Consider the following 23,135-nt stretch of genomic DNA (forward strand, 5'->3'; position numbering starts at 1 on the left):
ATTGCCTACTTAATTTACTTGATATGCCAGCCGTTCTGCCAATAGCGTATATCGCTTCTGCATTTTATTATTCTGTACTGCCGTAAATACTGCTTTTTTTGAACCGAGCATTATAACCCGTTCTTTTGCTCTTGTAACTGCTGTGTATAACAAATTTCTCTGCAGCATAATAAAATGTCCTTGTGTCAGCGGCAAAATGACAATCTTATATTCACTACCCTGACTTTTATGTACACTCATTGCATATGCCAAAATTAATTGATTGATTTCTGCTGCCTGATAATCAATATTTTCTTCGTTGAACCTGACTACAATTTTTTCTGGAAAAATATTTTTTATAAAGCCTATATCACCATTAAAAACATTTTTTTCATAATTATTTCTTATCTGCATTACTTTATCACCAACACGAAACAATTGGGCTGCTGTCTTATATTCTTTTTTATATGGTGCCGGTGGATTTAATGATTTTTGCAATAATCTGTTTAAATTACTTACGCCGCAAGGCAGACGATGCATAGGTGACAGGACCTGTACATCAAGCAGTGGATTAAACCCTTCTGCTGGTAGTTTTTCTTTGCATAATTTTACTATTTTAGCAGCAGTTTCTTCATCATTATCTATTTCATAAAATACAAAATCATTACTGGATGTGCAATCAGGCATTCTCCCAGCATTTATCGCATGAGCGTTATAAACTATCATGCTCTCCTGAGCCTGTCGAAAAATTTCATCAAGTTTTATAGAGTAAATAGTTTTAGATCGCAGGATATCTTTTAGTACAGCTCCTGGCCCTACTGCAGGCAGCTGATCCATATCTCCTACCAAGACAACACGGCATCCATCGGGTATAGCATTTAAAAAATGCTGCATCAAGACTATATCGACCATTGACACTTCGTCAATGATGATTACATCCGCGTCCAATGGTTCGTCACTATCTTTGCCAAAAACAGATTCATCATTGGCTTTACGTATACCTGTAGCTTCTAAAAGCCGATGTATTGTAGCTGCTTTTCTTTCTGTGGCTTCTGCCAGTCGTTTTGCAGCCCGGCCTGTCGGTGCTCCTAACAATATCTTCAAATTAAGATTTTCTAAAAGTGCTATTATTGCTTGGACAACAGTTGTTTTTCCTGTACCCGGCCCGCCTGTCAATACTAATACCCCATGTTCTAAAACGGCTCGTACAGCTTCTTTCTGTTTTTCTGCTAACCGCATTTTTTTGCTGGCTTCCCACTGTGCGATTATTTTATAACCATCAGCCTGTATTAATTGATCTACACTGCCTTTTAATTTCAGCAGCCGCTGTGCTACTTGTTTTTCTGCAAAATATAAATATGGTGGATACAAAAGCTGGCTGCCACCCACATATTCAGTATATAATCTGTCTGCCTGTAATTCTGCTTTTACATTAATGCGTACACTTTCTCTGTCGATATTCAGCAGTTTTGCTGTTTTATTTATGACAAATTCTTCAGGAACGCAGCAATGCCCATTTGATGCTATTTTCTGCAATGTAAAATCTATTCCCGCAGATATTCTGCTGCTGCTGTTTTTTTCTATGCCTATTTTTTCTGCTATCTGATCCGCAGTCAAAAAACCTATTCCATCAATATCACTAGCGAGCCTATATGGATCATTAGCTATTACATCCATAGCAAAAGAACCATATTCTTCAAAGATACGTCCAGCATAGGTACCAGAAACTCCGTGCGTTTCCAACCAGACCATGATGTCTCTTAATTCTCCCTGCTCATTATAAGAACTGAATATTTTTTCTGCAGTCTTTTTACCTATGCCCGGAATTTCACATAATCTGTTATGTTCAGTTTCTATTATCTTTAAAGTATCTTTACCAAATTTATTTACAATTCTTTTGGCAGTAGCCGAACCGATTCCATCAAGTGCACCTGATGCGAGAAAATTCTCTATTCCTGCTGCGCTGTCTGGTGCTGATACATGCATTTTTTCTGCTTTGAACTGCTGCCCAAATCGGGGATGTTTTACCCACATTCCTTCCACGTAAACATTTTGGCCTATAAGCGGTGCAGCTAAATTTGCCGTTACTGTTACCGGGGTATTTTGTTGTTCTGGCTTCAAACGAAATACGCTGAAATTTCCATCCGAACTTGCAAATATAATTGTTTGAACACTGCCCTCAATTTTTTCCATAACATTATCCTAATCAGTATAAGTTTAATAAAATTATTGCATAAGAGAATCCCATTGTTTATATTTTTCATCTATCTCTGTTTGTTTAGCCTCATATGCCTCAGCTACTTCTTCACTTGTTTTTATGTCTTTTTGTATTGCTGGGTCATTCATTTTCTGTTCCAGAGCTTTAAGCTCGACTTCCAGCATAGCAATATGTGCTTCGCAACGACTGATTGCCTGTTCTTTTTTTTCCGCTTTAAGAGAACTTCCCTCTGCTTCATGGGTAAGAAGTTTTTTCTTTTCTGGCAGCGAAAATTTGTTTTTTTTGTTTACAGTTTTTTCTTTTACCTGCTTAGGTAAAATAGTTTCTCTTGCATCTTTTTTCTGTCGATAATAGCTGTAATTACCATTATATTGTGTCAAAGCCCCCTTTTCCAACTCATAAGTACAGTTCGTCACTTTATCTAAAAAATATCGATCATGTGATACTACCATAAATGTTCCTGGAAAGGACATAAGTGCTCTTTCTACTGCCTCTCTTGCTGGTATATCCAAGTGATTAGTTGGTTCATCAAGGATCAAGAAATTGGCCCCGTCCATCATTAGTTTTAACAAAGCCAGCCGGGCTTTTTCCCCACCGGATAAATCAGCAACAGTTTTATAAACATCATCGCCCTTGAATAAAAATGCCCCTAAATAGTTCCTTGCCTGCTCATCATTTACTTCATAATTATCAATTATTTCAGAGAAGATGTTATTTCTTCCATTAAGTTCATCATGATGCTGAGAAAAATAACCTATTTTTACTCTGCTGCCGATTTTTATTCTGCCTGAAACTGCGTCCAGTTCCCCCATTATCAACTTCAACAATGTTGTTTTACCTGCTCCATTGGAACCTATCAATGCTATACCATCACCTTTTCTTACTGACATTGATAAATCTCTGAAAAGAAAATCTGCCCCAAAGGAAAAGGCTAAGTCCTCTATTTCTAATACTTTTTGTGCACATTCAGCCGGTGGGTTAAACAGTAAATAATTAAATCCAGCGGAATCAGGCGGCAGAATAATCCTGTCTAAACGCTTTAGTTGTTTTTCTCTGCCCCGGGCCTGTTTTGATTTTATACCGGCTTTATAACGCCGGATGTATTCTTCAGTCTTTTTTATGTGTTCCTGCTGTTTTATAAATGCCGATTCCAGAGCCGCCCGCTGCTCATTGCGCAGCTGCATGGCTCTGCTATAGTTTCCTTGATAAATATCTACATTTTTATTTATTAATTCAGCTATAGATGTAGTAACTTTATCAAGAAAAAAGCGGTCATGTGATATCATTAACACGCCGCCTTTATAATTTTTGAGAAATTCTTCCAGCCATTCAATCATCTCTATATCTAAATGATTAGTCGGTTCATCTAAAAAAAGATAATCTGGTTCACGTAAAAGGGCCTTAACAAGAGAAATACGTGTTTTCTGTCCGCCGGAAAAATCTTCCGGTGATTTTTTTAAGTCATTTTCATCAAATCCCAGTCCAAAGCTTACTCGGCGAATATTGCTTTCATAATTGTAGCCGTCCAGTCTTTCAAATTCATCAGCAGTTTTAGTATATTCATTCATTAAATCTGCTAATTTTGTTTTATCAGTATTTTTAGCTATGACTTTTTCCAGTTTTTCTTTTTCATCTTTTAAAGTTAGAACATCATTAAAGGTTGTTAATAATTCTTCATTCAAAGTCTGACAAGAAAACTCTGCCTGCTGTTCCATATAACCTATTTTATCGCCGGCATCTATTTTTACTGTGCCGCTGTCATAGTCCTCTACACCCATTATACAATTCAGTAGTGTAGTCTTTCCGGCGCCATTAGCTCCAATCAAACCAATTTTATCACCCTTATTTATTGTAAATGATACATTATTAAAAAGTTCTTTTATACCGAATGATTTTGATACCTCTTGAATACGTAGCAACCCCAAAATTTCACATCCTATATAGAATCTATTTTTTATAATCCCGTCCTATATCAAGCACCGCATGACCTGAAGTATTCCCTGCCATTATCACGCAGGGAAATGGCATCCCGTAAAATAAATTAACGGCATTTTTACTTGCTATTATCTTCGTCTGTTGATTTGCCGATGTATGTCCTGTTTCGACACTTGATATATTAAATCCTTTATGCTTTAGTACATCAGCTGCTGCTGCTCCTGCTCCATCTATTCCACTTGAATTTATTACCATAACAGTAATATCATTAGGCTTTGTAGTATCTTTGAGCTGAACATCATCTTTATTTTTTTGTTCCTTATCTGCGATTATTTGTTTATCCTGTTCAGACATTTTTATCTGGACTGGCAGTGATTGAGCATATTGCCTTATGGTTTCCTCTGTGTTATCGGCCATAGCTTGTGTAATTGTCTGTCCTAATAACTTTGCTATATTGTGCCGCAGCAATTTTATATCGGGAATCCAATAACTTATATCATTAATATACAGTGGGCTGCCAGGAAGCATTGTAGCTGCTATCTTTTTATTTTTTAATCCGGGGAGCAATTTTGCATATGACATCATTTCAGTAACAGGCATATCTGTTTTTATCGTACTGCTCAATTCTTTTATTAATGAAGGAATTTTTGGCAGTACAGCCGGTGTCAATACTTTTTCTAATACAGCTTTTATGAAATGCTGCTGCCTAGCTATCCGGCCTATATCACCTTCGCTGTCACGAAAACGCACATATTCAACAGCTTTTTCACCATCTAAATGCTGCATGCCTGGATATAAGTCTATATGAAGTCCCCCATTATCATCCCAAGGATCATTATAGTACATTCTCTTTTCTACTTTTAGGTCAATACCGCCAAGATCATTAACTATTTTTTTAAAAGATTCCATATTTATTAACACATAATAATTAATAGGAATATCCAATAAATTTTCTACTGTATTCTTAGTCAGTTCATGTCCACCATACGCATAAGCATGATTTATTTTATTGTATTCATGCCCTTTTATTTTTACTCTTGTATCACGGGGAATGGATAGAAGTGATACCTCATCTGTCTTTTTATCTATGACCAGCAGCATTAAAGTATCACTTCTGCCAACATCATCTTTACGACTGTCAACTCCCATTATCATTATAGTAACCTTGTTAGTTGCCTGCTTCATATTTTTGTTTGTTATATTATCATTGTCATGCTTTATAAAATTATACGCAAATGCTGCAACTGCAATGGTAAAAAATATAATCCCCAAGGCTATAATACGTCGATAATTTCTTTTGTATTTTAATTTTTTTTCTGCCAATTTTTCTTTTCACTTCTCCAAATGAATAATTAGTAAATTTTAGTATAACAAAAAAGGCTATTTTTTTCAATTTATACATCAAGAGTTTCATTATTGCTAATAAATATATTTTATTGTAAAATGAGTTTGTATATTATTTTGTATTAGAAAGGATCAAAACTAATGGCTATAAAACTGATTGCACTGGATATGGATGGCACTACTTTGAATGATGAGCATAAAATATCCGATGAGAATCGCTCTGCAATAAATGCTGCACTGGTCCAAGGGATTGTAGTAACAGTCTGTACCGGACGCAGTAACACTGAACTTCCTCCTATCATCAAACTGCTGCCAGAACTGAGATATTTTATTAACGGTAATGGCTGTAAAATATATGATAAAACGCTTAATAAAACAATATTGTCTGACCCTTTATCCTTTTCGGCGGCTAATACTATCTATCGCATTGTTCGTGAATATCCTGTAATGATAGAAGTTTATACCAACGATCAAATTTATACATCACAATCGTGTTACGAACATGTATACAAGTATGTACCAGAAAAATTTGCCCAACTTATTTTAGATACCCGTACTCCTTTAGAAAATTTAAAAGCATTGTTTCGCGCTGACTGGCAAAAACCTATCTATAAAATGAATATATTTTACAATAATGCTGATAATTTTGAAGCTATCCATGCTAAATGTAAAAATCTGCCAGCTGCTATGACTGGTTCTACTGAAGCTAATCTGGAGTTTAATAGCCCTACGGCAAGCAAGGGGAATTCACTGGCAAAATTAGCTAAAACACTTCATCTGCATTCTTCTGAAGTCATGGCTATTGGTGATGGAAGCAATGATATTTCTATGCTCGAGTATGCAGGTTGTTCTGTTGCGATGGAAAATGCTTTTCTATCAGTAAAAGAAAAAGCCTTATATCAGACTTTAAACAATAATGAACATGGCGTTGCAGCTGCCATAAAAAAATACGCACTTAATTTATAGAGGATATTTTTATGAAAAATTTTATTAAATATATTATTGTTTTTGTTGTATTTTTTAATATTTTAGCAATTGCCGGTGATACTTACAGCTATCCCCTTGTATCTTCTCCTCCCTATGCAGTTGTGCACTATGGAGAAAAATCACCTGCATCATATACGCCTGTGTTAAGATGGAATAAAAATACTAAAGCTGTATATTATGAATTGGAAGTTTTTACGGATATCCCTAAAAATCTCAGTAATAACAAACCTAATTCTCAGCATGTTTATTTTACTGATAAAGTTTTCCTAAATGCTTTTATGCTACCCTTGCAAGATATTATTCATACGTTCCCCTGTACTATATATTGGCGTGTACGTGCGATGGATATTGACCACAATCCTCTGACCACTTTTTCTAGCTTAGAAAAGTTATATAGCGACGGACATGTACCTTCCGCAAATGCTCCTATTCCTATAGCCCAGTATAATACTGGTAATGGTTCTGTACTTTTATATCCTGTATATGAATGGATTCCTAATCCTGGAGCTGAAAAGTTTGAAATTGAAGTCCTATCTGCTGCACCGGATACTTCTGGGGAAATAAGTAATTCCCAATATAAAGTATTTTCTAAAATTATAAATTTTTCTTGTGAATTTTACGACCCTGTACCCCGTATCGGAAAATTTTATTGGCGTGTACGTGCCCTCGACAGTGATAATAATCCTATAGGTGTTTTTTCAGCGGCAAGATTAATCGATAATGATCCTTCTAAGCATTATATTGTTGGTATCTTTGGTGACAGTATAAGCCACGGCGGCGGTCATATGTCGTACGGCCCAGAAGATTTTGAATTCAGCTATGCCCATTATTTGGATTTTCCTACTATAAATTTATCCGAAAGCGGTGACACCATTGAAATGATGGTCAAACGCTTTGATAATGATGTACTTCCTTTTACTCCAAAGTACCTTATCATAATGGGTGCCAGTAACAGTCTGCGAGCAGGCATTCCAGCGGATAAAGTTATCCTGGGACTAAAAATTTTACAGCAAAAATGTTATGACAATAATATTGAGCCTATATTACTGACACTTCCTTCAATAAATCCAGCCAATATAAAAAAAGTTTTTGATGAAGCTACTTCTGATAATTGGGCTGATGATTTCAACAAGGTCAATGCTTATATTAGGACACAAGTACACATTGATACAGCTGCTGATTTTCCCACGCCCCCAGAAGTCTTGCCTACCTGTTATGCCTTGGATGGCTTGCATTTAGATGATAATGCTAAAGCTATTATGGGCAATAGGATAAACAAGGCCTGGCCGCGTGTTATTAAAGAAATAGATGAAAGAAAAAATTTCCATATAGGAACTGCTGCACTAAAGAAATTTTTTCAGACACCTGATGTCTATGATCTGTGATCTGTCTGAATATTAATTGTGTCTATTTATTACCAGTGTTATAATAATATTAGTTTATTTTGTTCTTTATATAGAAAGGTAGTGTGTATTTTATGCAGGCAGTAGAAATAAAAAAAGGTATCTATTGGGTTGGTGTAATTGATTGGAATTTACGTAATTTTCACGGATATCGTACAGGCAGGGGATCTTCTTATAATGCTTATTTAATAATAGATGAAAAAATAACTCTTATTGACACCGCAAAAGTCGGTTTTAAAAATGAATTATTATCTCGTATATCTTCTGTTATTGATCCAGCAAAAATTGATTACATTATTTGTAATCATCTTGAACAAGATCATTCCGGCTGTATTCCGGCTGTTATGGAAAAATGTCCTAATGCTCAAATTTATACATGTATGCCAAATGGGTTGAAAAATATTCCTAAATTTTACGGTGATCTAAACTATAAGGGAGTAAAAGCAGGTGATTCATTAAATATCGGTTCAAGAACACTACGATTTATTCCTGTTCCTATGCTGCACTGGCCCGACAGTATGTTCACATACTGCCCAGAAGAAAAAATACTGTTTTCTAATGATGGTTTTGGCCAGCATTTTGCAGCTACGGAACGCTTTGATAATGAAGTTAATTTTAATACGCTCATGTATGAAGCCAAAAAATATTATGCTAATATTTTAATGTTATATGGACATCAGGCCGCTACTGCTTTGAAAGCTGTTAGTACACTGCCTATTGATATAATTGCTACTGGACATGGCATTATTTGGCATAAATATGTTGACAAAATTATAGATAATTATAAAAAATGGTCTTCTAATGATACTGAAGAAAAAGCAATCATTGTCTATGACAGTATGTGGCATTCTACTGAAACGATGGCTAAATATATTGTTGAAGCTTTTTCACAGAAAAAAATTCCTGCCCAATTATATGATTTAAAGATAAATCACATTTCAGACATTGTAACTGATATACTTACTGCAAAATATATTGCTGTAGGATCTCCCACACTTAATAATAATATGATGCCTACGGTTGCTTCATTCTTATGTTATCTCAAGGGCCTTTCTCCCAAGGATAAAGGCCGCCTTTCTTTTGCTTTTGGTTCTTATGGATGGGGTGGACAGAGCATTGCTCAGGCTGAAGATGAATTAAAAGCCTGTGGTTTTACTATCTGGATAGATAAAATACGCATAAAAAATATTCCCAGCAACGAAGAATTAAAACAACTTAAAAATACTGTTTTAGAAAAGTTATCTTAATTTCATAGTAGAACGTTAATATGCCCTTTGCCAAATCAATTTATGGCTTGATTTGGCAAAGGGCATATTATTATATACCTAATAATTTCCAGCCTATACGCTCAGAATATTTCAGTAGGCATAAGTACAGGCAAATAAATATTAGTCATAATCTTCTATCCACCATTAGAAGGTCTAATAAAAAGACCATTTACATATTACATAACTTTACGAAATAGAAAATAAAAAACTGCGGCACAATTTATTTACCTATAAATATGCTCTCAGTATTATGCATATACAAGAAAACATCACATGCAGCAGTCTTCATTTACTTATAATTCCCATTCTTTTTTGAATTATTTTAAGTGGAATAGTCAAGACTAAGTTGAACAACAAAATAACAATTATCAATAATGCTCCTATACCATCAGCAATTACGCCTCTGTCAGGAACTAATCCCACTGACATGAGATACCATAAATGAACTGCCAGTGTTTCCCCAGCTGCCATTACATTGGTATCACACATGTGTCTTGATACTGTTGTCCCTGCAGTAAAAATTAGAATAGCAGTTTCACCCAAGGCCCGCCCTGCTGTCAATATAATACCTGTGATAATTCCGGCAAATGCTGATGGCAGAACAACTTTATAAATACTCTGCCATTTTGTTGAGCCCAGGGCAAGACTTGCCTCCCGGTAAGACTTAGGAACCAGCTTAATAGATTCTTCTGTAACACGAACCAGCAGCGGTAGGTTTAAAAGTACCAGCGTAAATGTCCCGCTCAGTATGCTAAAACCAAAGCCCATAACATTAACAAAAATTATCATGCCAAACAACCCCAAAACTATTGAAGGTACTGTGGCCAAACTTTCAGTACTTAATCGGATAATTTTTGTTAACCAATTATCTTTTGCATATTCAGCTAAATAAATTCCTGCCCCTAAAGCAATGGGAACTGATATTACAAGTGATAAAAATAGTAAATAAAATGAGTTAAATAACTGTGCACCTACTCCACCACCGGCAGTTATATCACTTGATTTGCCAAATATAAAATGAACTGACAGTACCGGTAATCCTTTATATAATATATATCCAAGGAATACACATAATAACATGAGAATAAAGAAACCAGTCAACCATAAAATGACCATGGCAATTTTATTTGTAATTTTTGCACTCATTATGTATACCTCCTGGCTCCAATTCGTCTTATTATCAAAATCATTAGTAACGATACTACAAGTAGCACTAATGCCATGAGAAACAGGGCATTGCCCCAGGTAGAACCAAATGGAGTATTTCCCATTTCAATGACGATATTACTTGTTAAGGTCGATGTTGGCGTAAACAATCCTTTAGGAATAAGCGGTGTATTACCTATTACCATTTGTACAGCCATTGTTTCACCAATAGCCCGTGCCATAGCCAAGACGATAGCTGTTAATATTCCCGGAGCTGCTGACGGAATAATAACTCTATACAGCGTCTGCCAGTAGGTCGCACCCAGTGCCAGGGAAGCTTCTTCTAACGGTTTAGGGACACCATTTAAAGCATCTTCACTTATACTTATTATAGTAGGCAAAATCATTACTGCCAATATCACTGATGTGACAAATACACCATAACCCATATTAACATGGAAAATTTTTCTGACCAGTGGAACTAAAACTGTAAGCCCAATATAACCATATACTACTGAGGGAATAGCTACATATAAATCTACCGCCGGCCGCATTATATTTCTGAGTCTTCTGGGAGAAATTTTTGACATAAATACTGCTCCCAAAAGCCCCAATGGAGTTCCCAACACTATTGCTAACAGCGTAACTACAATTGATCCTATTATAAAGCTTAGTGCCCCATATTTATGAATCAATGGATTCCACTTGTCGGCAAAGAAAAATTCAATAGGGCTGACATCATGAAATGTCATCAGCCCTTGTTTTCCGACAAAAAATATAATGGAAAAAATTATTATAGTCATCAAGGCAGCACAGGCAATAAAGAGATATCGCACATAGCGGTCATATATTAATTTTCTTTGATGCATAAAATCTTTTTCCATATTTTTTACCTTTACAAATTATTTTTTCATTTTGCTGACAGGGATAAAGCCTAATTTTTCTACATATTTATCTTGGAATCCCGGACTCATAACATAATCAATAAAGGCTTTAACTGCCCCTTTAGGCTGACCTTTAGTATACATATGTCCATATCCATAAACAGGATATTTCCCATCAATAATTGCCTGTGCGGAATAAGGAACACCGTTTAAAGCCAAAACTTTGACTGTTTTATCAGCATATGGTGCATCTACATAACCTATAGCACCTGGAGTACTTGCTACACCTTTTAATACAGCTCCATTGGAATCCTGTATGGATGCATTATCAGTAAATTGTTTACCTTTTAATATAACACTGCTAATTGTAGCACGTGAACCGGATGATTTGGCACGATGAATTAAAGTAATTGCTTTATCAGCACCACCTACTTCTTTCCAGTTAGTGATCTTGCCTGTAAGAATACCCACTATCTGGTCTGTTGATAAGTTGCTAACTTTATTATCTTTATTTGTTATGAAGACAAATGGTTCAACTACTACCTTATGGTCTACCAAACCTTTTCCTTTATATTCTTCTGGTAAGAAAACATCTGAATCACCAATATCAACAGCACCTTCGGCAACCTGATTCATACCTGTAAAAGATCCACCACCGGCTATGTTTACTGTTACATCTTTATGATCTTTTTCAAAAGCTTCCTGTGCCGGTTTGAGTAATGGCAACAACGCTGTCGAACCAGAAGCTGATACTTTTCCTTTGAGATCACTAGAAGCTGACTTCGCATTATTGTCAGCACTATTCCCACCGCATCCAGCAAATAACATTGTACTTACCACCATTGTTCCTAAAACAGCCAATAATTTTTTCTTTCCGCTAAATAGCATTTTAAAACCTCCAAAATAAAATTTATAGATGAGTCTTAAATCCAGCGATTATTCACTGGAGCCTGACCAGATTAAAATTATAAAATAATCTTGCAGTTTTCTGTTATTTTTTTATTTCTTCACACTGCAAAGCATACTATCTTTCTGCTTCATGCTTATTCTACAGTATATTTTCTATAAGCTTGTTATGTATTTGTTAACTTTTTGTTAAGACTACCACTAATTTCAATCAACCTATAGGAAATTATTAATTTTTATCGAAAGATATATTTAAGTTTATATTAAATTTAATATAGTAATGGAGAGTTTAAATGAAAATTTTAGTTGTTGATGATGAAGCACCAATCCGTGAATTACTTGTTTTTAATTTGAAAAAGAATGGTTACGAAACTGCCGCAGCCGCTGATGGATTAACAGCTATTGAAATTGCCCAAACAGAAAACATTTCATTAATATTGTTAGATATAATGCTGCCAGAAATTGATGGATTTGAAGTATGCCGCCGTCTCAAACAAAATAAAACCACCTCGAAAATACCTATTATTATGATAACTGCCAAAAACGAAGAAATCGATAAAGTTCTCGGTTTGGAACTTGGCGCGGACGACTATACTACAAAACCATTCAGTATGCGCGAATTAATTGCGCGAATAAAAGCAGTCTTACGCCGCAGTAATGTACATGAAAATCCAGAAGGCGAACTTACCATCGGTAGTCTGCGGATCAATTTTAATGCCTATACGGCATATCTTAATAATGAACAGCTCATGCTAACACCTAAAGAATATGATTTGTTAAAATTATTTATTACTAATGAAGGTAAAGCTTTTTCCCGCGATGAACTTCTAGAAAAAGTGTGGGGTTATGAATATTATGGTGATACCAGAACAGTTGATGTTCATATACGTCATCTACGGGCCAAACTTCAATCAGCTCCATCTATAAGCGAAGGAATTAAAACAGTACGCGGTGTCGGATATAGATTTACTAAACAAGATTAACAGAAAAAATTATAGCTTTTAAAATATTTACAATAAATTTACTTAATGATTACATTATTATTTTCTTGATGTAATATAATATATATCTGGCCCATATATTACAAATTATAATTAAAGCGAGGCAGAAATTCATGTACGCTATAATTGATATTGGATCAAATACTATAAGGCTTGTCATTTATAAAATTGACAACGGAACCTATACTATTCTTCTTAATAAGAAAGAAATGGCCGCTCTGGCATCTTTTATAAAAGATGATATGATGAGCGGTGCCGGAATAGATAGGGCTTGTAATGCGTTATCTATATTTAAAAAAATTGCCTATGACCTTGGTATAAAGGAAATACATGCGTTTGCTACTGCAGCTTTGCGCAATGTGTCTAACAGTGAAAATGCCATTAATGAAATTGAAGAAAGAACTGGCCTAAGAATAAATGTAATAAGTGGAAAAACAGAAGCTACGCTTGACTTTATCGGTGCTGCCAGAACAGTTGAGCTAAAAAGTGGTCTTTTAGTAGATATCGGCGGAGCCAGCACCGAATTAGTCGCTTATGAAGATATGCAGATAAAATATGCTATAAGTCTTCCTATTGGTTCACTGAGTGCTTACAGTAAATATGTAAAACATTTCTTTCCTAATAAAAGTGAACAGAAAAAAATCAGTAAAGTCATTTTAAAATTACTGGGAAGAGAAGATATTAATCATTTTAATAAAAATTATCAATGCATTTGTGGTGTAGGTGGTACTATACGTTCTACTAAAGATTTATACAATTCTATTTTCGGCTTAAGCTCCCAAAATAGAAATATTATGACAAAACATGTTCCTGATATAATAAGAAAGTTTTTGCATAAAAAAAATAAATCACATATTAATCGTACTACGCTTGATTCTCTTTTAGATGTAGTACCAGAACGTGTACGTACAATATTGCCGGGAATGATAATATTAAATACCCTTATAAATCAATTTAACGTGCAAAATATACTTGTAAGTCGTGCCGGTGTACGTGAAGGGTATCTTACTAAAATGGTGTTAAATGAATTCAACGATATTGAGGTGGAAGGCGAATGATAAAAAAAATTAATCCTACATATACTCAAAACCGCGAACTTTCATGGCTAAAATTTAATGCACGTGTTTTGGAAGAAGCAAGCGATGAGAGTGTCCCTCTTTATGAAAGATTAAAATTTTTATCTATTTTCAACAGCAATTTAGATGAATTTTTTATGATACGGGTCGGCAGTCTTTATGATCTTTCCTTGGAAAATACTCTCAAATTTGACAATAAAAGTTTTCTGACACCTTCGCAGCAACTTGAAAAAATATTTGCTGCTACTAAAATTCTATATAAAAAAAGAGATGCTCTTGCACTAAAATTAGAACGTGCCTGCAAAAAAGCTGGCATCCAAAGAAAACAGCCTGATAAATTAAATAAAACTGAACAAAAGTTTATGGAAACTTATTTCAAAACACAAATTGTTCCTTTATTATCACCATTGGTGATAAATCTACGACATCCATTTCCCCATTTATTAAACAAAAATTTATATATAGCTGCCGTTTTAAAAGAAAAAAAAGTTAATGTACTTGGCATAATTCCTGTACCTAAAACACTGCCAAAATTATTATATTTACCAGGACGCAAAGTAAAATACAATAAAATTAAATATATATTAATAGAAGATATTATATTATATTACGCAGAGAAAATATTTAACTTGTATTCGGTAGAAAAAAAAGTAATAATCAGTGTCACCCGCAATGCCGACATCAGCCTTGATGATGAAGAATTTGAATTAGGCGAGGATTATTTACAGCATATGCGGAAAAGTCTGCGCAAGAGAAGTCGTCTGGCTGCTGTACGCCTGGAAATAAATGGCGAACCATCATCATTTATAACGGATTATCTTATTAATCATTTAAAAATAAATAAACAACAACTTTTTAAATGTCATGTTCCCATAAATATGTCTTATCTGCTTTCTCTCGATGAAAGATTAACAGTAGAACAAAAGGCAACACTAATGTATCCACATTTTAAACCATCATTAAAATCAGCTGTACCAATTGAAAGTAAAATCATGGATTATGTACGCCAGCACGATTTACTGCTTCATTATCCTTATCAAAGTTTTGATCTATTCCTGAACTTCATAAAAGAAGCTGTTTATGATGAATCCGTATTTGCCATGAAAATTACTATTTACCGTATAGGAAAGCGCAAGGCAAAATTGATCCAGCTACTGTCAATGGCAGCTGAGCTTGGTAAGGATGTTACTGTTCTAATGGAGCTGCGGGCACGTTTTGATGAAGCTAACAATATTAACTGGGCAGAAATGTTACAGGATTCCGGCTGTAAGGTAATTTATGGCATGGAAGGTTATAAAGTCCATGCTAAAATCTGTCTGATAATGCGCCGCAATGAAAATAGAATAGAATATTTTACTCAAATTGGTACTGGTAATTATAATGCCCAGACAGCAAAATTATATACAGATCTTTCTCTATTTACTGCCTCTGATAATATAGGTCTTGATGCGGTACAATTTTTTCAAAACATGGGAACGGATAACCTGCATGGAAATTATAACTGCCTTCTATCCGCGCCAAACAGCTTAAAGTCAAAGCTTATAAAATTAATAAATGAGGAAAAGAAAAAAGCTTTGTCAGGACAACTTTCACATATTCTTTTAAAAATGAATTCCTTAACAGACCGAGAACTCATTGATGCCCTTTCAGAAGCATCACAAGCTGGAGTAAAGATAAAAATGATAATCCGTGGCATCTGCTGCTTAAAGCCAGGTATAAGGGAAAAAACAGAAAATATAAAAGTCATGAGTATCGTTGGCCGCTTTTTAGAACATTCACGTGTTTTTTGTTTTGGCAACGGAAAAGATACCAAAATTTATATTTCTTCAGCTGATTGGATGACAAGAAATACCGAGCATCGTGTAGAACTGGCCTGTCCTATATATGATGAAAACTTAAAGGAAGATATATACCAGGGACTACTTATAATGTGGCGTGACACGATTAAGGGCCGTCTTATAAATTCTGAGGGTAATTATGAAAATTTCTCTACCAAACTGCCATTGTTGAACAGTCAGGAATATTTTCTCCAAAAATATCATTCTTAATGACAGATATGTTTTACTTCTAAATTCAAATTATTATTTTACAAAAAATTTACATTTAACTAACACTTAATATTCAAGTTTATGATATATTTGTCACATGATATATCAGGAGGAAATAGAATGCAATTTAAAATGCAGACCAAAAATTTAAATTTACATTATGGAAACAAACAGGCCTTATATAATGTTTCACTTGATGTCCAGCCTAACAAGGTCGTTGCTTTAATTGGTCCTTCAGGCTGTGGTAAATCAACATTTTTAAAAACCTTAAACAGAATGAATGATCTTGTCGACAACGTCCATATTGATGGCGACATTTTTCTGGATGGAAATGATATATATGCTCCAGATACAGATATCGTATACCTGCGTAAGCGTGTCGGCATGGTATTTCAGCGTCCAAATCCTTTTCCTATGTCAATTTATGAAAATATTGCCTATGGTCCGCGTATACATGGACTTAGCAATAAAAACAAACTCAACGAAATAGTTGAAAGAAGTCTTCGCAATGCTGCGTTATGGGACGAAGTTAAGGATCGTCTTAATGATTCCGCTATGGGAATGTCTGGTGGCCAGCAGCAGCGACTTTGTATAGCACGTGTTCTTGCTGTTGAACCAGAAGTTATTCTTATGGATGAACCATGCTCCGCGCTTGATCCTATATCAACCATGAAAATAGAAGAACTGGTCACTGAATTGAAAAAGAAATATACAATAGTAATGGTTACCCATAATATGCAACAGGCTGCCCGTGTATCGGATTATACGGCTTTTTTCCTTAATGGAAAATTGATCGAACACGATATTACTGATGTTATATTTACTAACCCATCTGATAAACAAACCGAAGATTATATATCTGGTCGTTTCGGTTAAGAAAGGAATTTTTTTTATGGATCAACAGATAACAAGAAAGTCCTACATAGAAGATTTAGCAAAGATTCAAGAGAAAATAGTGGAAATGGGCATCGCAGCCGAAACTGCTGCTAAAAATGCTGTCCATGCGTTGCTTACTTTTGACAAAAAATTAGCGGCTGAAGTTATGCATAATGACGATGTAATTGACAAGCTTTTAATTGATATAGAAGATTCATGCATATTGTTAATTGCTAAACAACAGCCGATAGCTCACGATTTGCGTATCGTAGCTACTTCTTTTAAAATTTCTACTGATCTTGAGCGAATTGGTGATCATGCCTTTGATATAGCCAAAATTACTTGTAATTTAAAAAGGTCCTTTGATTTTGATAAAACCTATATAAAAAAATTATCTGACTGTGCTATTTCTATGATCAATATGTCAATTATGGCTTATAAAAATGCTGATATAAGTTTAGCCGAAAAAGTTTGCCAAGAAGATGATAATGCGGATTCTCTTTTTGCTAAAACTTTAAATCAAATATCTAGCATTAATAATACTGAAGCTCTGCCAGAATTGGTATTTATTTCACGTTATCTGGAACGTGTTGGAGACCATGCTACTAATATAGCTGAATGGGTTATCTATTTGGAAACTGCTGAAAGAATCCGCAAAACTAAAAAAATATTTGATAAATAAAGTATTAGTTATATAAAAAATCTCAGTACATACTTGTACTGAGATTTTTTATATAACTAAATAGCATACATAAATTATCATCTGTGATACAATTAGTATACTTTATTATTAAATTATTAGATTATTAGGAAAGGACTCACTATAATGCTCAAATCAAGTATAAGTAAACGATTGACTCTTTATTCTTTAATATTAGTAATACTACCTTTATTGATATGTAGTATATATATGGTCGACTATTTCTATAAAATAAATATAACTGATAAAACCAATTCATTAAAAAATCAGGCCAAGACAATAGCTGATATATCACATGATTATTTTAATAATACTACTAATGATTTTTCACTACTTAAATCTATAAGCGATGATACGGGCCTGCGCATTACTTTAGTAAATAACCGTGGAACAGTGATTTATGATTCTTCCCACGATAATACTTCGATGGATAATCATTCCCAGCGTCCGGAAATTTTAGATGCTTTAAAAATAGGAACTGGATCTTCCATACGTTTCAGTAAAACTTTACAAAAAAATCTTCTTTATGTTGCAGTTCCTGTATATGATAATAAAATATTGCTGGGTGTAAGCCGAACAGCTATAAGTATTACGCCTCTAGAAAACTCATATGATAATATGCGTAACAATATTTTGTTTATCTTTTTAGCAGTTACTATTATTTCCATTATTATTGGTATAATTTTGACTCGTCACTTCACAAATCCAATAAAACAAATGACTCTGGATGCACAAAAGATAATCAATGGTGATTTAAGTACACGCATGAAGATAAATACTTCTGATGAACTAGAATTTCTTGCTGCAATAATCAATAAACTCACCGTCAGACTGCTCAATAAAATAAATTACGCCCAGACCAAAGCCCGCACTTTATCACTAATCCTTGATAATATGGATAATGCCGTTATCCTGCTAAACGACAAGGGTATAATAACCCAGACAAATCGTCAGGCAAAAAAAATTTTTAAAATCACGCCTGACATAATGCAAACTTATAGTATAAATTGTATTGGCAGTACTGTTATAAGTGAAACAGCAAAAAACAGCGCCCAGGAAAATAAGAATAAAAAAATAACCCTCCGCATAAAATTAGGCAATACGGAAAAGACTTTTATTGTCTTTTTCGCTCCATTTACTACAGAAAATAAACAATCTATAGTTTGTGTTTTCCATGACATCTCTTTGCTGCAGGAAATAACCAACCGGCAGAATATATTTGTTGCTAATGCCGCACATGAACTTTCAACACCACTCACTTCTATAAAAGGCTTTAGTGAGACTTTATTAGACAGCAATCTAAAAGATACGGATACGGCTCATCATTTTATCCAAATAATCTATGATGAAAGCTGCCGTATGCAGTATTTGGTAAAAAATCTACTACAGCTTGCTAAATTGAATAATGAAGATTACCGGAAACAGCTTGTCACTAACAATATTGACTGTTCCAAGGTTTTGACTAAAGTTACTAAAGCTGTAATGCCTCTTTTTACAGAGAAAAATCAATTATTTAAAACAAACTTTTCCTCAGAAAAAATATATATAAAAGCCAATTCTGATTTATTTAAACAGATTTTTATTAATTTAATTGAAAACGCCATAAAATACACGCCTGAAAAAGGTACTATAGAATTATCCTATGAAGCTGACACGGCCAATGTCACTTTTACATTATCTGATAATGGAATCGGTATTGATAAAGCTGATCTGCCCTTCATTTTTGATCGCTTTTACCGCAGTGACAAATCCCGCTTAAGACAAAGTATTGGTGGTTCTGGAATCGGTCTATCACTAGTCAAATTCTTAGTAGAGTTGTTCGGCGGCAAAATTTTTGTACACAGTATTTTAGGGAAGGGTACTACTTTTACCTTAGTTTTTCCCCGACAGCAAAAATAAAATATTTGAGAAATCCGTTATTGTCCCTATAAAACTATTCTTTGTCCTTCTATAAATAGAAGATTATTATGAGGCAAAATATTTGTGATAGAAGCTTCTATTTTATTACAGTATATTAGCCAAACATTTTTGCCCATTTTTCATACAGCATGTCCAATCTAAATCTTGCATTAGCGGGGCTGGTGGAAGGCATTGCAAAATATGTATATTTTACTTTCTTTAGTAACTCTTCGTTATATTTTTTAAATGACTGATATGATTTACCACCATTAAAACATATTGTCCTGATGCTTTTATATTTATCTAAAAAGGCTGTAAAATCATTGGGTATTTCATTTTGTATAGCGGTATCCAGACTTCCTTTTCTATCACATGAGGCAATTGCATCCCATAAAGCTATATTATTGTCCAAAAGCATTTTTATTTTATCATGATAGTCTTCTGGTGTCTTTCTATAATTCAGTAGTTTTGCCATTAATTTCCAAAAACGGTTCTGCGGATGAGCATAATACTGCTGTTCTTTTAATGATTTTATACTTGGCATTGATCCCAAAATTAAAATACGGGAATTTTTATTTACACATGGTTTGAAACCTACACATTCCAACATTAAACAGCTCCCTTATAATAGTATTTTATATCTAAGTATAACAAATTTTTATTCATAATGTTATTTTATACAAAAAGTCAAAAAGTCAAAAAAGTATTTGACTTTTTGACTTTTTGTATTATAATAATATTGTACTTGAAAATAATGATATCAAAGTTGCTATCATGTTTCTATGATATTGGATAACATGATTTATGCTCTGATAGCAATACAAACACTTAAAATACGAAATTTATTGTCAGGAGGTTCTATTTATGGCAGAAGAAAAATATACTCAAAAAGTTCTAACCGCACTACAAAATGCCCAGCAGACTGCTGCTATGCATTATCATCAAGAAATTACCTCAGCGCATATTCTACTTGCCCTGGTAAAAGAACCAGAAGGTCTATTAGCAACAATTTTTGAAGGCTGCAAAACCGATCTACCAATGCTCAAGGTACGACTCGAACAAATACTTAATAAGATTCCCTCCGTTAAGGGGCAAGATCGCCTTACCATGAGTGTTGAACTTGCCCGTGTTCTAGGCAAATCCCGTCAAATTGCTGATTCTATGAAAGATGATTATATCAGTACAGAACATTTGTTACTGGCTATAATCGATAGTTCTGATGATGAAATACAGAAGATTTGCAAGGAATACGGTCTTGTTAAATCCAGAATTCAATCTATAATAAAAAATAATCGTAAACAAAATGTAAACTCTGATAATCCAGAAAGTGAATATAAATCCCTGGAAAAATATGGACGTGACCTTACTGAAGCGGCACGCCGTGGTAAGCTGGATCCAGTCATTGGCCGCGATGACGAAATACGTCGCACTATTGAAATTCTTTCCCGGCGTACCAAAAATAATCCTGTTTTAATTGGTGAACCAGGTGTAGGAAAAACTGCTATTGTTGAAGGTCTTGCCCGCCGTATCATTGCCGGAGATGTACCAGAATCTTTAAAAAATAAAACTTTATATTCCCTTGATTTAGGCTCAATGGTTGCAGGAGCAAAGTTCCGTGGTGAATTTGAAGAACGTTTAAAAGCAGTTTTAAATGAAATTGCTAAATCAGACGGTCAAATTCTCCTTTTCATTGATGAAGTCCATACTGTTGTGGGAGCCGGTGCTGCTGAAGGTGCTATGGATGCCGGCAATATCTTAAAACCGATGCTGGCCCGGGGAGAACTTCGCTGCATAGGGGCGACTACACTGAATGAATATCGTAAATATATAGAAAAAGACACCGCTTTAGAACGTCGTTTCCAGCCGGTAATGGTCGGAGAACCAAATGTGGAAGATACAATTTCCATACTGCGTGGTCTAAAAGAACGTTATGAAGTTCATCATGGCGTTAGGATACGGGATAATGCACTAATTTCAGCGGCAGTTTTATCAGATAGATATATTTCTGACAGATTTCTTCCTGATAAAGCTATAGACTTAGTCGATGAAGCTGCTGCCAAACTCAGGACCGAAATAGAATCCATGCCAGCCCCGCTTGACGAAATACGAAGAAAAATTCTCCAGCTTAAAATAGAACAGCAAGCCTTAACTAAAGAAAATGATGATGCTTCAAAAGAACGACTCGAAAAACTCAATGAAGAAATCAAATCTTCTGAAACTGAAGAAGCGGCTCTGAAAAAACAATGGGAACATGAAAAACAATTGATAACACGTACTCGTGGAATTAAGCAGGAAATAGACAATGTAAAAAATGAAATGACTAAAGCTGAACGTGATGGTGATCTGACCAAAGCTTCTGAACTCAGATATGGGAAATTACCAGAGCTGACAAAACAGCTGGCTGCTCAAGAAAAGTTCATGGCTGAAAATAAAGATTCCCAGTTATTGAAAGAAGAAGTAGGCGAAGAAGATATAGCTAAAGTTGTCAGCAGGTGGACTGGTATCCCGGTAACAAAAATGATGACCGGCGAACGAGAAAAACTTATCCATCTTGAAGATGAACTTCATAAACGTGTCATAGGCCAGGATCAAGCGGTAAAAGCAGTTAGTGAAGCTATTATCCGGGCACGGGCAGGAATAAAAGACCCCAACAGGCCTATTGGTTCCTTCATTTTTCTGGGGCCAACCGGCGTAGGTAAAACTGAACTGGCAAAGACTCTGGCAGAATCCTTGTTTGATGATGAACGCTCTATGATCCGTATAGATATGTCGGAATATATGGAAAAACATTCTGTATCACGTCTTATCGGCGCTCCTCCGGGATATGTCGGCTATGATGAAGGTGGTCAGCTGACAGAAGCGGTACGCCGTCATCCATACAGTGTTATCCTGCTTGATGAAATTGAAAAAGCCCATGCTGATATCTTCAATGTATTACTGCAGATTCTTGATGACGGTCGTCTTACTGATGGTAAGGGACGTGTCGTAAACTTTAAGAATACTGTCATTATAATGACATCAAATCTGGGATCACACAAGATACTGGACGAACAGGATTTTGCCAAAGCCCAGCAAGATGTATTGGAAATATTAAAGAATTATTTCCGTCCTGAATTCTTAAATCGTATTGATGATATAATAGTATTCAAGGGCCTTGATAGAAACCAAGTCAAAAAAATTGCTGGTATTTTATTGGAAACTTTAAACAAACGGCTGCAAAAACAAGTCAAGATCAGCTTAAAATGGTCCGACGAAGTTTTAGACAAGTTATCTGAAAAGGGCTTTGATCCTAACTTCGGTGCACGTCCACTTCGCCGTCTTCTGACTCATACGGTAGAAACCGAACTCAGTAAGGAGATCATCAAGGGTACTATAAAAGAAGGCGACACAGCAGAAATAAGCTTGGTAGATGGTAAGTTGCATTTTTCTGTTGCCTGATTTAATTATTTTATAAATAATTTTTTA

17 protein-coding genes are annotated in these 23,135 nt (G+C 34.9%); 10 read left to right on the forward strand and 7 right to left on the reverse strand.

Features of this window, described 5'->3' with window-relative positions; all coding sequences use genetic code 11:
* Positions 1-9: 9 nt before the first annotated feature.
* The 3 genes from recD2 to I6760_RS00640 are packed head-to-tail and all read right to left on the reverse strand — an operon-like array spanning position 10 to position 5,455.
* On the reverse strand, positions 10-2,172 hold the full coding sequence (recD2, locus tag I6760_RS00630) for an SF1B family DNA helicase RecD2 (RefSeq protein WP_196592604.1): 2,163 nt from the start codon (positions 2,170-2,172) through the stop codon (positions 10-12).
* Between the two features lie 33 nt (positions 2,173-2,205).
* Positions 2,206-4,122, reverse strand: a complete 1,917-nt coding sequence (locus I6760_RS00635; RefSeq protein WP_196592605.1) for an ABC-F family ATP-binding cassette domain-containing protein — start codon at positions 4,120-4,122, stop codon at positions 2,206-2,208.
* A gap of 22 nt (positions 4,123-4,144) precedes the next feature.
* Positions 4,145-5,455 carry an LCP family protein gene (locus tag I6760_RS00640; protein WP_196592606.1) on the reverse strand — a complete coding sequence of 437 codons (1,311 nt, stop codon included), beginning with the start codon at positions 5,453-5,455 and terminating at the stop codon, positions 4,145-4,147.
* Between the two features lie 162 nt (positions 5,456-5,617).
* Between I6760_RS00640 and I6760_RS00645 the strand changes: the two genes are divergently transcribed.
* The 3 genes from I6760_RS00645 (at position 5,618) to I6760_RS00655 (ending at position 9,113) form a co-directional block, all read left to right on the forward strand.
* Complete coding sequence (locus I6760_RS00645) at positions 5,618-6,442, forward strand: Cof-type HAD-IIB family hydrolase (protein ID WP_196592607.1); 825 nt, start codon at positions 5,618-5,620, stop codon at positions 6,440-6,442.
* An 11-nt stretch (positions 6,443-6,453) separates the two neighbouring features.
* Positions 6,454-7,848 carry a GDSL-type esterase/lipase family protein gene (locus tag I6760_RS00650; protein WP_196592608.1) on the forward strand — a complete coding sequence of 465 codons (1,395 nt, stop codon included), beginning with the start codon at positions 6,454-6,456 and terminating at the stop codon, positions 7,846-7,848.
* 92 nt (positions 7,849-7,940) lie between these two features.
* Positions 7,941-9,113, forward strand: coding sequence for an FprA family A-type flavoprotein (locus I6760_RS00655; protein ID WP_196592609.1), 1,173 nt, complete (start codon positions 7,941-7,943; stop codon positions 9,111-9,113).
* Between the two features lie 306 nt (positions 9,114-9,419).
* On the opposite strand, the gene pstA is transcribed toward I6760_RS00655, so the two are convergent.
* Genes pstA through I6760_RS00670 form a run of 3 tightly spaced genes read right to left on the reverse strand, consistent with a single transcriptional unit; the run spans position 9,420 to position 12,052 of the window.
* Positions 9,420-10,280: a phosphate ABC transporter permease PstA gene (gene pstA / locus I6760_RS00660; RefSeq protein ID WP_196592610.1), complete on the reverse strand. Its 861-nt coding sequence runs from the start codon at positions 10,278-10,280 to the stop codon at positions 9,420-9,422.
* Complete coding sequence (gene pstC / locus I6760_RS00665) at positions 10,280-11,164, reverse strand: phosphate ABC transporter permease subunit PstC (protein ID WP_196592611.1); 885 nt, start codon at positions 11,162-11,164, stop codon at positions 10,280-10,282. The genes pstA and pstC overlap by 1 nt, the downstream gene beginning before the upstream one ends.
* Before the next feature lie 18 nt (positions 11,165-11,182).
* On the reverse strand, positions 11,183-12,052 hold the full coding sequence (locus I6760_RS00670; RefSeq protein ID WP_196592612.1) for a phosphate ABC transporter substrate-binding protein: 870 nt from the start codon (positions 12,050-12,052) through the stop codon (positions 11,183-11,185).
* Positions 12,053-12,363: 311 nt separating this feature from the next.
* On the opposite strand from I6760_RS00670, the gene I6760_RS00675 reads away from it, so the two are divergent.
* The 6 genes from I6760_RS00675 (at position 12,364) to I6760_RS00700 (ending at position 19,670) form a co-directional block, all read left to right on the forward strand.
* Positions 12,364-13,053, forward strand: coding sequence for a response regulator transcription factor (locus I6760_RS00675; RefSeq protein ID WP_196592613.1), 690 nt, complete (start codon positions 12,364-12,366; stop codon positions 13,051-13,053).
* 131 nt (positions 13,054-13,184) lie between these two features.
* The gene (locus I6760_RS00680; RefSeq protein WP_196592614.1) at positions 13,185-14,129 is read left to right on the forward strand and encodes a Ppx/GppA phosphatase family protein; all 945 of its coding nucleotides are present in this window, start codon (positions 13,185-13,187) and stop codon (positions 14,127-14,129) included.
* Positions 14,126-16,195, forward strand: a complete 2,070-nt coding sequence (gene ppk1 / locus I6760_RS00685; protein ID WP_196592615.1) for a polyphosphate kinase 1 — start codon at positions 14,126-14,128, stop codon at positions 16,193-16,195. Before I6760_RS00680 ends, ppk1 begins: the two co-directional genes overlap by 4 nt.
* A 120-nt stretch (positions 16,196-16,315) precedes the next feature.
* The gene (gene pstB / locus I6760_RS00690; RefSeq protein WP_196592616.1) at positions 16,316-17,071 is read left to right on the forward strand and encodes a phosphate ABC transporter ATP-binding protein PstB; all 756 of its coding nucleotides are present in this window, start codon (positions 16,316-16,318) and stop codon (positions 17,069-17,071) included.
* A 16-nt stretch (positions 17,072-17,087) separates the two neighbouring features.
* Positions 17,088-17,753: a phosphate signaling complex protein PhoU gene (phoU, locus tag I6760_RS00695; RefSeq protein WP_196592617.1), complete on the forward strand. Its 666-nt coding sequence runs from the start codon at positions 17,088-17,090 to the stop codon at positions 17,751-17,753.
* Positions 17,754-17,897: 144 nt separating this feature from the next.
* Positions 17,898-19,670: an ATP-binding protein gene (locus tag I6760_RS00700; RefSeq protein ID WP_196592618.1), complete on the forward strand. Its 1,773-nt coding sequence runs from the start codon at positions 17,898-17,900 to the stop codon at positions 19,668-19,670.
* A gap of 115 nt (positions 19,671-19,785) precedes the next feature.
* Here the strand turns inward: I6760_RS00700 and I6760_RS00705 are convergent, their stop codons facing one another.
* Entirely contained in the window at positions 19,786-20,280 is a 495-nt protein-coding gene (locus I6760_RS00705; RefSeq protein ID WP_196592619.1) for a DNA-deoxyinosine glycosylase, read from the reverse strand.
* Positions 20,281-20,534: 254 nt separating this feature from the next.
* Here I6760_RS00705 and clpB point away from each other — a divergent pair, with 254 nt between their 5' ends.
* Positions 20,535-23,108, forward strand: coding sequence for an ATP-dependent chaperone ClpB (gene clpB, locus I6760_RS00710; protein WP_196592620.1), 2,574 nt, complete (start codon positions 20,535-20,537; stop codon positions 23,106-23,108).
* The last annotated feature ends 27 nt before the right edge of the window (positions 23,109-23,135 follow it).

It is taken from the genome of Pectinatus sottacetonis (genome assembly GCF_015732155.1).
In the GTDB taxonomy this organism is placed as follows: Bacteria; Bacillota; Negativicutes; order Selenomonadales; family Selenomonadaceae; genus Pectinatus; species Pectinatus sottacetonis.

Excerpts from the sequence above, each read along its gene's own strand:
- recD2 (WP_196592604.1), bottom strand. The coding sequence starts at position 2,172 with ATGGAAAAAATTGAGGGCAGTGTTCAAACAATTATATTTGCAAGTTCG.
- I6760_RS00645 (WP_196592607.1), top strand. The coding sequence starts at position 5,618 with ATGGCTATAAAACTGATTGCACTGGATATGGATGGCACTACTTTGAAT.
- I6760_RS00650 (WP_196592608.1), top strand. The coding sequence starts at position 6,454 with ATGAAAAATTTTATTAAATATATTATTGTTTTTGTTGTATTTTTTAAT.
- I6760_RS00655 (WP_196592609.1), top strand. The coding sequence starts at position 7,941 with ATGCAGGCAGTAGAAATAAAAAAAGGTATCTATTGGGTTGGTGTAATT.
- pstA (WP_196592610.1), bottom strand. The coding sequence starts at position 10,280 with ATGAGTGCAAAAATTACAAATAAAATTGCCATGGTCATTTTATGGTTG.
- pstC (WP_196592611.1), bottom strand. The coding sequence starts at position 11,164 with ATGGAAAAAGATTTTATGCATCAAAGAAAATTAATATATGACCGCTAT.
- I6760_RS00670 (WP_196592612.1), bottom strand. The coding sequence starts at position 12,052 with ATGCTATTTAGCGGAAAGAAAAAATTATTGGCTGTTTTAGGAACAATG.
- I6760_RS00675 (WP_196592613.1), top strand. The coding sequence starts at position 12,364 with ATGAAAATTTTAGTTGTTGATGATGAAGCACCAATCCGTGAATTACTT.
- I6760_RS00680 (WP_196592614.1), top strand. The coding sequence starts at position 13,185 with ATGTACGCTATAATTGATATTGGATCAAATACTATAAGGCTTGTCATT.
- ppk1 (WP_196592615.1), top strand. The coding sequence starts at position 14,126 with ATGATAAAAAAAATTAATCCTACATATACTCAAAACCGCGAACTTTCA.
- pstB (WP_196592616.1), top strand. The coding sequence starts at position 16,316 with ATGCAATTTAAAATGCAGACCAAAAATTTAAATTTACATTATGGAAAC.
- phoU (WP_196592617.1), top strand. The coding sequence starts at position 17,088 with ATGGATCAACAGATAACAAGAAAGTCCTACATAGAAGATTTAGCAAAG.
- I6760_RS00700 (WP_196592618.1), top strand. The coding sequence starts at position 17,898 with ATGCTCAAATCAAGTATAAGTAAACGATTGACTCTTTATTCTTTAATA.
- I6760_RS00705 (WP_196592619.1), bottom strand. The coding sequence starts at position 20,280 with ATGTTGGAATGTGTAGGTTTCAAACCATGTGTAAATAAAAATTCCCGT.
- clpB (WP_196592620.1), top strand. The coding sequence starts at position 20,535 with ATGGCAGAAGAAAAATATACTCAAAAAGTTCTAACCGCACTACAAAAT.